This window comes from Streptomyces sp. RPA4-2 (assembly GCF_012273515.2).
Classification (GTDB): Bacteria; Actinomycetota; Actinomycetes; order Streptomycetales; family Streptomycetaceae; genus Streptomyces; species Streptomyces kaempferi.
This window is the reverse complement of sequence record NZ_CP050975.2, coordinates 453171-466021: the sequence shown is the minus strand read 5'-3', so window position 1 is coordinate 466021 and position 12851 is coordinate 453171. Positions and strand designations below refer to the sequence as shown.

9 protein-coding genes are annotated in these 12851 nt (G+C 70.9%); 7 read left to right on the top strand and 2 right to left on the bottom strand.

Annotated elements, in window-relative coordinates:
- Window positions 1–181 precede the first annotated feature (181 nt).
- Window positions 182–784 carry a DUF4232 domain-containing protein gene (locus HEP85_RS01730; RefSeq protein ID WP_168525532.1) on the bottom strand — a complete coding sequence of 201 codons (603 nt, stop codon included), beginning with the start codon at window positions 782–784 and terminating at the stop codon, window positions 182–184.
- Window positions 785–1792: 1008 nt separating this feature from the next.
- On the opposite strand from HEP85_RS01730, the gene HEP85_RS01725 reads away from it, so the two are divergent.
- Window positions 1793–3358 (top strand): alpha-L-arabinofuranosidase B, encoded by a 1566-nt coding sequence (locus HEP85_RS01725; protein ID WP_168525530.1) that lies wholly within the window; start codon window positions 1793–1795, stop codon window positions 3356–3358.
- A gap of 53 nt (window positions 3359–3411) precedes the next feature.
- Here HEP85_RS01725 and HEP85_RS01720 read toward each other — a convergent pair whose 3' ends face one another.
- Complete coding sequence (locus HEP85_RS01720; protein WP_168525528.1) at window positions 3412–5364, bottom strand: LamG-like jellyroll fold domain-containing protein; 1953 nt, start codon at window positions 5362–5364, stop codon at window positions 3412–3414.
- A gap of 328 nt (window positions 5365–5692) precedes the next feature.
- On the opposite strand from HEP85_RS01720, the gene HEP85_RS01715 reads away from it, so the two are divergent.
- From HEP85_RS01715 to HEP85_RS01690, 6 genes are all read left to right on the top strand, one after another.
- A complete protein-coding gene (locus tag HEP85_RS01715) occupies window positions 5693–6679 on the top strand; it encodes an NAD(P)H-dependent flavin oxidoreductase (protein WP_369657549.1) in 987 nt (328 codons plus the stop codon).
- A 405-nt stretch (window positions 6680–7084) separates the two neighbouring features.
- Window positions 7085–7375 carry a hypothetical protein gene (locus HEP85_RS01710; RefSeq protein WP_168525526.1) on the top strand — a complete coding sequence of 97 codons (291 nt, stop codon included), beginning with the start codon at window positions 7085–7087 and terminating at the stop codon, window positions 7373–7375.
- Complete coding sequence (locus HEP85_RS01705) at window positions 7372–7719, top strand: cupin domain-containing protein (RefSeq protein WP_168525524.1); 348 nt, start codon at window positions 7372–7374, stop codon at window positions 7717–7719. Before HEP85_RS01710 ends, HEP85_RS01705 begins: the two co-directional genes overlap by 4 nt.
- Before the next feature lie 393 nt (window positions 7720–8112).
- Window positions 8113–9006 carry an alpha/beta hydrolase gene (locus HEP85_RS01700; RefSeq protein WP_329529276.1) on the top strand — a complete coding sequence of 298 codons (894 nt, stop codon included), beginning with the start codon at window positions 8113–8115 and terminating at the stop codon, window positions 9004–9006.
- Window positions 9007–9471: 465 nt separating this feature from the next.
- On the top strand, window positions 9472–11256 hold the full coding sequence (locus HEP85_RS01695) for a LuxR C-terminal-related transcriptional regulator (RefSeq protein WP_365768823.1): 1785 nt from the start codon (window positions 9472–9474) through the stop codon (window positions 11254–11256).
- Between the two features lie 120 nt (window positions 11257–11376).
- Window positions 11377–12792: a helix-turn-helix domain-containing protein gene (locus HEP85_RS01690; RefSeq protein WP_329284497.1), complete on the top strand. Its 1416-nt coding sequence runs from the start codon at window positions 11377–11379 to the stop codon at window positions 12790–12792.
- Window positions 12793–12851: the final 59 nt, after the last annotated feature.

Genomic DNA, 12851 nt, shown 5'->3' with positions numbered 1-12851 from the left:
GGGGAGTGACAGGAAGCCGGACAGTGAGCAGCGAGGCCTTCTCGATCCCCGACCCGGGTGCGGTCTTGGATGAAGTGCGGAGTTCTCCCGCGACCGTCCCCCGAACAGCCCGCGAGACCGGACCGTTCGATCCGGGCTCGCGGGTGTGTCCGCGGGGACGGGCGTCCCCCTGTGCGACGCGTTACTCGTTCACGTCGATGTGCCTGGCCAGTGCGGTGACCTTCAGGTCACCGTTGTCGACCCACTGGGGAAAGGCCAGTGTCTTGTGCTGTGTGGCGGCGGGCGGGGTGACCTGGAGGTACGAGGCGTGCACCGCGCCGGAGGTGCCAGTGTTGGCGTGGCTCCAGGAGATGACCGCCTCGGCGCTCTCGCCGTCCTTGAGGATGAGGGTCTTCTTTGCGGGGCTGGCGGCGTACCAGGTGTCACCCCAGTGGGTGTGCGAGGCGAGCGTCTTGTGTGCGGAGTTCTCCAGGCCCAGCCCGGGGTAGCCGCGCAGCGCGCACGTCCTGCCGCTGAGGTTGCGGAGATTTATGACCACGCCCTGGTGGTTCATGCCGCCGGCCAGTTTCTGACCGAAGGTCGCCTTCAGAGCGGAGGCGGAACAGGTGGGCGTCGCCTTCGCGCTGGTCGCACTGGCGGGTGCGGCCTGTGCGACAGCGGTACCCGCGAGACCCAGCCCGGCGACGGCGGCCCCCGCGAGCACCGCACGGCTGATTCGGCGGTTGCCGCGAGCACCGGCCGCTGGGCGGACCGCGGTCTGGTCCGTGTTCCGGTAAGCGTTCATCACAACGATCACACTCCATTCGGGTCCGGCAGCACGGCCGCCGTGGGCAGCCGCGAGCCATCTTCTTGCCCTGTACACGAGTCCGATGCGCCGCACGGCGACAAAGTTCGCGGCAGACGGGAAAAACTTCTCGGCACTGGTGCTCGACCTGGCGGCCCGCTGAGCCGGGCCGACACCACAGGCCACCTGAGGCCGTATCGCCGGGCCCGACAGGACGCGGCGGCCGTCCCCCTCGCCGGACGCGCAAGGAGCGTTCTCTCCCACAGTCATTGCGGGTTGTTCGAGATTTCGTTCGCGGTCGCGTATTCGCCGGGATGTTGTGCGAAGTATTGACTGCGCCAGAGGTGACCCCTAAATTCCACGTTCGAAAAGAGGAACTGTATTCGAAATATCGAACTTATGCGGTGAGGGAGGCTGCGGGACCTGCGAGTAAGACCGGTGCCTCCCCACGGGGTGACATATCGCGGGCTTTCGTCATGCGGTCCCAGTACGCGACCTGGTTCGGGACAGCCCTGGTCGTAGCTCACGCAAATCCTCCTTCCTTTCATGTAAAGGAGCGCACCGTGCCATCTGCAGACGGAATGCACCGGAGGGCCGGCATCACCATGCGCAGGGCCGTGCCTCTCGCTCCACCGTCCTGATCACTGCCGGGGTCCTCCTCGGCGAGGGCTGCGGCCATGCCCTCGTCGGCCAGCCCAGATCGGAGGGTCCGGCCGGACCGGACGCCGGCGCCCGATCATCCGGCAGAACGCTCTGACCCCACGTTCCTCGTGGTGAGCACCACCCATTCGATCGGCTCCGCGATCCGTGGCGAGCGGGACAACCAAGTCTCCTGTCCTCACCGCTCCTCACGTGCTCCGGCGGTGCGCGGTGCATCACGCGCCGGTGTCGCGAAGCAGATGCATTTCCCCCGCACACGTGCCGGGCCCGTCATGTCGACCCCGGCCGGAATCCGTCATGTCCCGAGCCGTCGACTCGGGACCTACCTCCACACCACAGGAGAGCTCGATGTCCTTACTCCGATCGATTCGGTTGTCGGATCGATTCCGACGGTGGGCGCTGTCCACAGGCGCCGCCGGCGCACTCGTCGCCGGAATGCTCACCCTCGGCACGCAGCCCTCGCAGGCGGCAGGCTCACAGCCCTGTGACCTCTACGCGTCCGGTGGCACCGCCTGCGTGGCCGCCCACAGCACCACCCGCGCCCTGTACTCCGCCTACAACGGGCGGCTCTACCAGGTCAGACGCGCCTCGGACAACACCACCAAGGACATCGGCGTGCTGAGTGCGGGCGGATACGCCAACGCAGCCACCCAGGATTCCTTCTGCGCCGGCACGAGCTGCGTCATCACCGTCATCTACGACCAGTCCGGCAGAGGCAACAACCTCACCCAGGCGCCCCCCGGCGGGTTCAACGGTCCGGCCGCGGGCGGCTACGACAACCTGGCCGACGCGACCGCGGCGCCCGTCACCATCGCGGGCCACAAGGCGTACGGCGTCTTGGTCGCCCCCGGCACCGGCTACCGCGACAACCACACCTCCGGCATCGCCACCGGCGACCAGGCCGAGGGGATGTACGCGATCCTCGACGGCACGCACTACAACGGCGGTTGCTGCTTCGACTACGGCAACGCCGAGACCAGCGGCCTCGACACCGGCAACGGCCACATGGAGGCCATCTACTTCGGCAACAACAAGGTCTGGGGCTCGGGGGCCGGCAACGGCCCCTGGGTCATGGCCGACCTGGAGAACGGCCTCTTCTCCGGGGCCAACCCGCATCTCAACACGAACGACCCGACGGTCAACAACCGATTCCTGACCGCCGTCGTCAAGGGTGAGCCGGGCCGCTGGGCCATCCGGGGCGGCAACGCCCAGTCCGGCGGGCTGTCGACCTACTACAACGGCGCCCGTCCCAGCGTCGCGGGTTACAACCCGATGAGCAAGGAAGGCGCCATCATCCTCGGCATCGGCGGAGACAACAGCAACGGGGCCGCCGGCACGTTCTACGAAGGTGTCATGACCTCCGGCTACCCGTCGGACGCCACCGAGAACGCTGTCCAGGCCAACATCACCTCGGTCGGATACGGTTCGGGAGTGAGCGGACTCGCCCCCGGCTCGCGGATATCGTTGCGAGCCACGACAGCGTGCTGCACCAACGACTACCTCCGCCATGACGACGCCGACACCAACGTGGTGATCTCCGCCGTCTCCTCGTCCAGTTCGGCCACGGACAAGGCGGACGCCACCTGGGTCGTCCGCGCGGGGTTGGCCAACAGCGCCTGTGTGTCCTTCGAGTCAGCCAACGACACCGGCCAGTATCTGCGGCACTCGGCCTTCCAGATGCATCTCGACGCCAGTGACGGCAGCGCCACGTTCGCGCAGGACGCGACGTTCTGCCCTCAGCCCGGCAACAACGGCCAGGGAGTCGCCTTTCCCTCCGTGAACTATCCGGAGAGGTATCTGCGCCACTACAACTTCACCGCCTACATCGCCGGCAACGGTGGGTCGAACGCCTGGGACAACGCGAACGCATGGGCCGACGACACCAGTTGGCTCGTGGCCACCCCCTGGGCGTAGCGCAGAGAGTCGTCCCGTCTCCGGCGTGTGGGCCGGAGACGGGAGGGACCGCCCTACTTGGCGGTCAGGAACTCGTCCATGGACAGAGGACGGTTCACGATACGGATGTCACCGACGTTGCCGTGGAAGACGACGTCGACGGCGCCCGCGTACTCGTGGCCGCCCACCAGCCAGGGCAACCCGAGCGAAGTGAGGCCGACCGACAGCCGGTTCGGGTTGTCGACGACCGGAGCGCCCTCGACGTACAACTTCGTGAGACGGCCGTCGTTGACCACCGCCAGGTGCCACCACTTGAGTTCCACCATGCCGTGACCCCAGTTGGTCGTCGGGTAGGTGTCGTTCAGGGGGTAGTGGTTGAACTGTGCCTCGCGGCCGTTGTTCGTGATGGCGAACTGCGCCAGCGGCTCGTTCGGGTCGGTGTTCTTGCCGTGCTTGCCGGCCGCCCTGGCGGAACCCCGGCGGCTGAGAATCGACGCGTTGCCGTTCTTCCCGGAGTCCCAGTCCAGCGGCAGCATCACGAAGGTCTCGATCGTGTACCCGGATGTGAACGTCTCGGAGTTCAGCGGTGCCTTCGGGCCGGTGCTCAGGTACGAGCCGTGGACCGGGTTCCTGCCGCCGACGAACTTCAGGCTGGCGTGCCCGGGCTGGTCGGGGTGGTGGTCGGCGGACCAGGTCAGCGCGTCGGAGGCCGCGCCCGGCACCGTCACCACCGTCAGGTCGTTGCCCTTGCCGGAGAGGTCGTGGATCGTCTGGCCCGCGGAGAGCGAGGTGCCGGCCGCGCCCTGTCCGTCGAAGCGCCAGTACGCCAGCGTGCCCTTCACCAGTTCACGGGCGGCCGGGCGGGCCGGCCGGACCGGAACCGGGATGAAGCCGGCGAACCGCTTCTCGAAGTCGATCGGGATGGAGAAGTTGTCGACCGGGCCGGTGATCCGCGCGTGCTCGGCCGCCAGTTCGTTGCGCGACTCCGGGTCCTGAGCCAGGATCCACGGGTTGATCGTCTCGACGTCGATCGTGTTGCGGGCCAGGTCGAAGTGGTACAGCCGGATCATGCCGCCACCGCCGAAGTAGCGGTTCTGGTAGTTCGTGATGTGCATGGCCACGTCGTGGCCGGCGGCGTTCTTCCTGGTCGTACGCCCGGGCGGCCAGTAGTGGCCGTTGAGGGTCAGGAAGATCTGGTCGTTGTCGTTGATCAGCTTGTCCCAGACCGTCTGGCCGTAGCCGGAGAGTACGGCGTTGTCCTCCGGGTCGCCGGACTCGTAAGGGAAAACGTTGTCATCGTACGGCGAAGCGACGATGTCGTGCGACGTGAGGATCACCGGCATCTTCGGATGGGCCTTGATGACGTCGTTGGCCCACGCGAAGCCCTGGTCGGTGGTCCGCCAGTCCAGGGCCAGCACCAGCCACGAGCGGCCCGCGGCCTGGAAGATGTGCGCCGTGTTGTAACCGGTCGGGTCCGCGCCGGCGAACGTCTTCGCGCGCTTGAACCGGTGCGGGCCCATGGTCTGCAGGTACGGCGTGTCACCGCGGCTGTCGTCGCCGGTCACGTCATGGTTGCCGGCCAGCACGCTGTACGCGGCACCGTGCGAGTCCAGCACGGCGAACGCCTTGTCGACCTGCTGGAACGACGACGGATCGGCGTCCTGCGTCAGGTCGCCGAGGTGCGCCATGAACACGATGTTGTCGGTGGCGATTCCGCTGTTGTCGATGATGTAGCGGAACGACTCCTCCTGCGGCGTCCGGTTGACGCTGTCCTGGCTGCCCCAGTACAGGAACTGGGTGTCCGGCATGACCGCAAGGGTGAACTGGAGGGCGGTCTGATCCGGTCTCCACGTGCCGGTCCTGCCGCTCTTGGCGGAGTCCGCGGCGAACGCGGGCGTTCCGCCGACCACGGTCCCGCCGACTCCTACGGTTGCCGCTCCCGCGCCGGCCAGTGCCGCGGTGCGCAGAAAACCTCGCCGACTCCGCTCGGTCGGCTCTTGTGACGGGTTGTCATCGATATTGGACATAGGAGCTCTTCCCGGGTCGATAGTGCAAACAGCAACGACGCTAGCCAGCAGCGGTCCGAGCCGGGCAGACGTGAGATGACAAACGACGATCAAGCATCTGTCCAGGACTGAAAGCGCCCGTCACATCACGGCCGGCCGCTGATTTCCCGGAGGGCGGACGGTGAACAGAAGGAGTCGGGGCCCGGCCACCCCGTTCCCTCGCCGCTGTCGTGGGCCACGACTGGAGGGCGGCGGGGTACGGCATCGGGCGGCCGAGTGCCGCGGACGGAGCTGGTGGCCCACCGCGTTGCTGGTAGGCCAGGTTCGTCGATTTCGCTAGCGTCGAACCATGTTGCACACGAGATTCACCGAAATGTTCGGTATCACTCACCCGGTGATGTCCGCCCCCATGGGCCTGCACAGTGGCGGGACGCTCGCTGCCGCGGTTTCCGCGGCCGGCGGGCTCGGTTCCTTCGGGGGAACGCACCCCTGGAAGGGGCCCGAGTGGATCCGCGCGGAGATCGCGACCATCCGCGCCACGACGGACCGTCCGTTCGGAGTCGGCTACATCACGCCTTTCCTGCCGTTCACCGAGGCGCACTTCGAGGCCGCACTGGAGGAGCGCACCGATGTCATCGCGCTGTCCTTCGCCGACCCGCAGCCGTGGGTTGCTCGAGCCAAGGACGCGGGCGCGCGGGTGATGTGCCAGGTCCAGAACTACGACGACGCGGACATGGCGGTCGCCGCGGGTGCCGATGTGCTCGTGGCACAGGGCACGGAGGCCGGCGGCCATACCGGGACGATGGGTCTGCTGCCCTTCCTGGCCGGATTGGTGAGGCGATATCCCGATGTTCCGGTGCTGGCCGCCGGGGGCATCGGCGACGGTCGCACGCTGGCGGCGGTCCTCACCGCCGGTGCGGACGGCGCTTGGCTGGGCACGGCGTTTCTCGCCACGCCCGAAGCGGTCGAGGTGCACGATCTCCACAAGCGCCTGATCGTCGAGAGCGATGGCAGCGACACCGTGTGGACGCGGGCCTACGACATCGTGTCGGACCTGCCGTGGCCGGAGACCATCGGCCAACGCGTCCGCCGCAATCGGTTCACCGACGAGTGGGCGGAGTGTGAGGCGACGCTGCGGAACCGCAAGGGCGAATTCGCACCTCCGGAAGACGTCAACCCCCTTGAGGGCACGCCCGACCCGGACACCAGCGCGATTCTCTACGGGCAGTCGGCGGCCTTCGTCGATGCCGTCCGTCCCGCTGCCGAGGTGGTCCGGGGGATCAGTGACGAGGCCGAGGCGATCCTGGCCTCGCGACCCCGCGCGCTGCTGAACTGACCCGTAGGCAAGCGAAGCAGCTGCCATGGCGCACGGCGCGACGCCGGCGGTCGTCCGTGCCGGCTCCTCGCCCCGGCCCTTCGCCGTCCACCGCCTTTCCCGGCGGGCCGGAGGCCCTTTCCCTTGCCGAGCGGTTCTCACCTCCGCCGGGCTGCGCCGACACCTCGCTCGCGGATAGCCTGGCCGCCATCATCGGCGGCGCGGTGACTCCGGTGCCGCTCACCGCCCAAATCGTCGTCCGCGGCGGCCGGAATCCGCCTGCGCCGTACACCGCCGTGGCTGTCACCGTGACCGGCCTGTCCCGCGGCCGCGATCCCGTCCCGGCCGCGGGCGAGTACGAGAGGCTCGCCGCCAGGGTCACCGTGCCCACCACCGACGTCCACCGAACCGTCAAGGAGGCCCGCCGTGCCCATCGCGCCGCGCCAGTTCACCGCTGGCCCCGACCCCGAGAAGAACCTGTGGCTGACCGAGGAACGGACTCACCGCGCCGCCTGCCGGACCGGCCCCGGTGTTCCCACGGGCGCGGGGCCGACCGGCATCGGGCACAACCGGATCGTGGGCCCGAAGGGGAGCGTGCGCCATCGGCCCGCCGGCGATCCGGAGCCGTTCGCGGCCAAGGTGGAGGTCGATGAGGTCCTGGCCGTCCGCGAGCGGACCCTCGTACTGGCCGGCCGGTGCCCGGAGGTGTGGCGATGAGCAAGCCCGAGCTGGAGTTCCACCGGCCCGACGGGCGCTGGAGCACACCCGTGGGAGCCGCTCCCGGCATTCAGGAACAGGTCTTGGCCGAGGATTCCGCCACCGGCGCCCGCACCGCGCTCGTGCGCTGGGAGCCGGGCACCGACACCTCCGTCCAGGGCGTGTCACAGCACGCCTTCTGGGAAGAGGTCCATCTCCTGGAGGGCGCCCTGCATGACCTCACGCTCGGCGCGACCTTCACCGCCGGGATGTACGCATGCCGTCCGCCCGGCATGCCGCACGGGCCCTGGACCTCGGCGGAAGGGGTCACGATGCTCGTCGTCACCTACCCCGGGGCCGGTTGACCGGCGAGCGGCGCCCTGAGCGCTTCGGCCAGGTGCGACCGCCGGGCACGCTGACTCCGGCGGACGCGGGAGTGCGCCGCGGCGGGGGCGGGGCGATTCGGCTGTGGGTCAAGGCCGGTGATTCTGCCGATGTGCGGGGCCGGGGTGGGCCGGACAGTTGCCACCGCAACCACCGAGACGGACCCCGCCGCTTCGCAGCGTGCGCCTTCCGACACCCACGCCCTGGCAGCGCCGCGGGCGCGGCGCGGGTCCGTCGCCCCTCACCGAGAGGACGCCCCCACCGTGCAGCAGCCGAACCGAGCATTCCCCGACGCACCCGACGCACCCGACGCACCCGACGCATCCGCCGGCCCCGTCCCGTCCGCGCGCCGCCCGCACCGGCTCACGAGCCGTCTGGCGCGCGCCGGCCTCGCGGCGCTCCTCGCCGCGGGTGGCCTTGTCGCCGCGCAGGCCACCGGAGCGCAGGCGATCGGAGCACCGGTCGCCTCGGCGCGGGCCGCCGCGAACCCCTACGAGCGTGGCCCCGCCCCCACGACGGCCAGCATCGAGGCGACCCGCGGGTCGTACGCCGTCTCGCAGACCACGGTCTCCTCGGTCTCGGTGACCGGCTTCGGTGGCGGCACCGTCTACTACCCGACCTCGACCAGTGACGGCACCTTCGGCGCGGTCGTCATCTCACCCGGGTACACCGCGTACCAGTCGTCCATCGCCTGGCTCGGGCCCCGGCTCGCCTCCCAGGGCTTCGTGGTGTTCACCATCGACACCCTCACCACCCTCGATCAACCGGACAGCCGTGGAAGGCAGTTGCTCGCCGCGCTCGACTACCTGACCCAGCGCAGCTCCGTGCGGACCAGGATCGACGGCACCCGGCTCGGTGTCATGGGCCACTCGATGGGCGGCGGCGGCACACTGGAGGCGGCGAAGAGCCGTCCGTCGCTCCAGGCCGCCATCCCGCTCACCGGCTGGAACCTGGACACCACCTGGCCGGAGATCCAGACGCCGACGCTGATCGTGGGCGCCGACGGGGACACGATCGCACCGGTGGCCACGCACTCCGAGCCCTTCTACCGGAGCCTGCCGAGCACGCTCGACAAGGCGTACCTGGAGCTGAGGGGCGCCACCCACTTCACGCCCAACAGCGCGAACACCACGATCGCGAAGTACAGCATTTCGTGGCTGAAGCGGTTCATCGACAACGACACCCGCTACGAGCAGTTCCTCTGCCCGCTGCCGCAGCCGTCGCTGTCGATCGCCGAGTACCGCGGCAACTGCCCGCACACCTCCTGACCCCGCCCCGCACCGCACGACCGAGCAAGCGGGTGACGTCCGCCGGAACCGGTATCCGGCGGACGTCACCCGTGTACGCGTGCCGCCGCGGGCCGGTGGTCCCTGTGCGGGCTCACAAGGCTTGCCTGCCGGGCCTGGGAGCCCGCCCATCCGACGCTCCGCCTGGACCACGTTCACCCTGGTCACACGGGGTTTCGGTGAGGGTGGGGGCAAATGAACGCGGGCTTCCGCCTTCGTTTACGCGGAAGTAACGTGACGGTCGTGACGGGAAACGCGACTGCGCGAAGTCCACTCCGGACGGCAGGCCGGAGCTCCTTACCGACGGCCCCGCGGGGGACGGCGAACGAGGCGGGCCGAAGTGGAGGCGACCCGGTGCCGACGCCCTCTCCCGGGTGTACCTCGGCACCGCTCCCCGTGCCGCGCGCGCCGGGTTCCACGGCATCCGCGCCCACCCCGACGGATCGGGTGTCGTCTCTTCCAGCCGACGACCCCGCCGCCGGGCCGGCCGTCCGCCGCTCGCCGGCTACGAGGCGTCCGGATCGTCAGGAGCCCCTGGACGGCCGAGGCGGAGGGGAGGCCGTATACGACCTCCGCGGACAGTCGGGCTCACGGCCCGGACACGGCGGACCACCGCCCGCCATCGGTCGGGGCCCGGTCTCCCCGCAGCCGGCCGCGCAACTCGCCACGGAGGCCGCCTCGTTCGCCGTCCGGCTGATCGACGCCGCCGATCAGGCCAGGCTGGCGGGGCTGCCGGAGCGAGCGCGGGAACTGCTCGCGCGGGCCGGGCACGAGGGCACGCCCGACGCCGTGCGCGGGGCGGCCCAACTGGTGATCGGACACCTCGCCCTCCAGGACGGTCCGGCCGCCGACGCCCTCGAAGTGCTGCTCCTCGCCGCCGAGTTGCTGGGACCGGCGGACGGACACCGCGCCCTCGCCGCCAGGCTCGCCGCCATGGAGGCTGCCTGGGCGATGGGTGACGCGGCGGCGTGCCGGGAGGCCCTGGACCCTGCTCCGGGGCAGCCGGAACCCGACCTGCGGGTCGCGGCGTTCCGGGCGGGGATGTCCGCGGTCCTGCACGGCCGCCTGGACACAGGACGGCACCGGCTGCGGGAAGCGGTCGCCGGGGCCGGGGTGGCGGGCACCCCCGATGGCCCCGAGGCTCTCCTGCGGGCCGGGGGAGCGGCGCTCGTCGCCGGTGACCTCCCCGCCGCTTCCCGGGCCAACTCCCGTGCGCTCGCCGTCGCCAGGGCCCGCGGCCCACGCATCCTGGTCGCCCAGGCGCTGGAGCGCCTCGCGTACGGAGAACTGCGCGCCGGCAGGCACGCCCGCGCCCGCGCCCATGCCGAGGACGGTCTGCGCACGGCTCTCGGCGCCGGTCAGCGCAACCTGGCCGCGCACCACCACGCGATCCTCGCGCTGGTGGCGTCGGTCGAGGGGTCCCAGGAAGCCGTCACGGAGCACGCGTCCGCCGCCGAGTGCGTCGCCGCACCGCACGGTCTCGCTCAGGCGGCCACGCTGTCCCAGTGGGCCAGGGCCCGCGCCGACCTGGCCCGCGGACGACTTCCCGAGGCCGCCGCACGGCTCGGCCCGCTGGTCGGAGCGGGCCCGCGCCGCGGTCATTTCGCGGTACGGATGCTCGCCGTTCCCTGCTTCGTGGAGGCCGCGGCCCGCACCGGGCAGGCGGACGCAGCCCGTTCGGCGGTGGCGGAGTTCGCCCACTGGGCGGCTCAGGGCGCCGATCCGCAGGCTCCGGCCCAACTGGCCCGCTGCCGCGCACTGCTGACCGAACCCGATGAGTGCGAACCGCTGTTCACCGCCGCGCTCGCCCACCACGACCAGCTCACAGGCGACTTCGAACGGGGCCGTACCCAACTCCTCTACGGAGCCTGGCTGCGACGGCAGCGCAGGCCGGGGGAGGCGCGTGGCCGTCTCCGCGACGCGCTGGTGTCCTTCGAGCGCGGTGGAGCACAGGGCTGGGCCGCGCAGACCAGGGGCGAACTGCGGGCGACCGGGGACGCGGGACAGAGCGAACCAACCGGCCCACTGGCCCTGCTGACGCCCCAACAGCTGCGGATCGCCCGCTGCGTGGCCGAGGGCGCCACCAACCGCGAAGTGGCGCTGCGCCTGTCCGTGAGCCCCCGCACCGTGGACCATCACCTGCGCAATGTCTTCGCCGCCCTGGGGGTCCGCTCCCGGGTCGAGCTCTCCCGCTGGCTGGACCGCGCCGAGAAGACCACCGCACACCCCTAGGTACCGACCAGGCGGTATGTCATCCTGCGGGATCAGGAGGTCCGGATCCGGAGTACCCGTGCGGCCGCGCGTCGGCCGACCGGGCCGGCCGGACCGAGCCGACTCCGGTGGAGGACAGCGATGCAGCACCTCGTACCCGCCCACGGCCGGCCCCTGCCGGGATCCCGGACTCCGGCACCAGCCGTCCGTACGGCCGTCGACGCCGAGGCACTCTCAGTACTGCACCGGGCCGCCCGGGCACTGATGGCGGGACTGCCCGAGCTCACCGAACGACTGATGACGTTGCTGCGGGAGCGTGAGCCCGCGTATCGCACCGCCATGGACGCCGACGCGGACAGCGTGCGCGACGAGGTGCGGCGTTCGCTGCGGCTCAACGTCGAATCGCTGATCCGGCCCGGTGAACTGCGCGAGGCCGCCCATCGCTGCTCCTGGGCCATCGGCAGGGCACGGGCAGACCGCGGGCTCCCGCTGGACGCCCTGCTGCGCGCATTCCGGCTCGGCGGCGGCATGGTCTGGCAGGAACTCGTCGACGAGACGACCCGCCGTCAGCCCTCCGACGCGCATCTGCTCATCCATGTCGCCGCCGACGTGTGGAACTTCGTCGACGAGCACTGTGCCGTCGTGGCCGAGGCCTACCGTCAGACGGAACGCGAGCTGATGTGGCGCCGGGAGAACCGGCTGCGGCTGATGACGGCCGCACTGCTCGACGGCACCGCGCGGATCGCCGACCTGCCCGCCACCGCGGCCGCGCTGGGCCTTCCCGAGCAGGGGCGGTACGCGGTCGTGCTGGCCCGCCTGCCCTCCGGCCGGACGTTCGCCGACGCGTGGGGGCAGGTGCACCTGTCGGGCCTGCGGGTCCTCTGGTACCGCGACCGGGACCGCGACGGCGGTGGAAGCTACGGCATCGTCCTGCTCGCCGGCCACCCCCACGACGAGGGCGAACCCGGTCACGGTCACGAGAGCGGTCTCCTCGACACGGGCCCAGGGCCGATGGCCGCGGTGGAAGGGGCCAGTCCCGGGGACGACGGCCGCCGGGACGGCGAGTGCCCTTGGGCGTACGGGCTCGACGTGGACGCCGGGGAGATCGCCCGCCGGCTGACCGCCCCGCCCGTGGCCCGGATCGGGGTGAGCCCGGTGGTGGAGGGTCTCGCGGCGATCGGTGATGCCCGGCGCCTGGCGGACACGGCTCTGCGGGCCTGTCCACGGTCCGGGGGGACGGTCGTGCTGGAGGAGCACCTGCCCGCCGCGCTCGTCGTCTCCGCCCCGGTCCTCGGGGCGGCACTCGCCGAGCGGGTGCTCGGGCCGCTGCTGCGCTTAGACCCGTCCGACCGGGACGTCATGCTGGAGACCCTCACGGCCTGGCTCGCCTGTGACGGCTCCGCCCAGCGGGCCGCCGGCCGGCTCTACTGCCACCGCAACACGGTCCTGAACCGGCTGCGCCGTTGCGAGCAGCTCACCGGCCGCTCGCTGAGCCGGCCGTCCGACGTCGTGGAGCTGTCACTCGCTCTCGCCGCCCACTGCCTCCTCGACCCCTGACATCCCGCACCGTCACACCGACGCCACCGAACGACAGGAGCCGGACCGAGTCGGGGCCG

Coding starts and splice junctions, on each gene's coding strand:
- HEP85_RS01730 (WP_168525532.1), bottom strand. CDS start 784: ATGAACGCTTACCGGAACACGGACCAGACCGCGGTCCGCCCAGCGGCC.
- HEP85_RS01725 (WP_168525530.1), top strand. CDS start 1,793: ATGTCCTTACTCCGATCGATTCGGTTGTCGGATCGATTCCGACGGTGG.
- HEP85_RS01720 (WP_168525528.1), bottom strand. CDS start 5,364: ATGTCCAATATCGATGACAACCCGTCACAAGAGCCGACCGAGCGGAGT.
- HEP85_RS01715 (WP_369657549.1), top strand. CDS start 5,693: ATGTTGCACACGAGATTCACCGAAATGTTCGGTATCACTCACCCGGTG.
- HEP85_RS01705 (WP_168525524.1), top strand. CDS start 7,372: ATGAGCAAGCCCGAGCTGGAGTTCCACCGGCCCGACGGGCGCTGGAGC.
- HEP85_RS01690 (WP_329284497.1), top strand. CDS start 11,377: ATGCAGCACCTCGTACCCGCCCACGGCCGGCCCCTGCCGGGATCCCGG.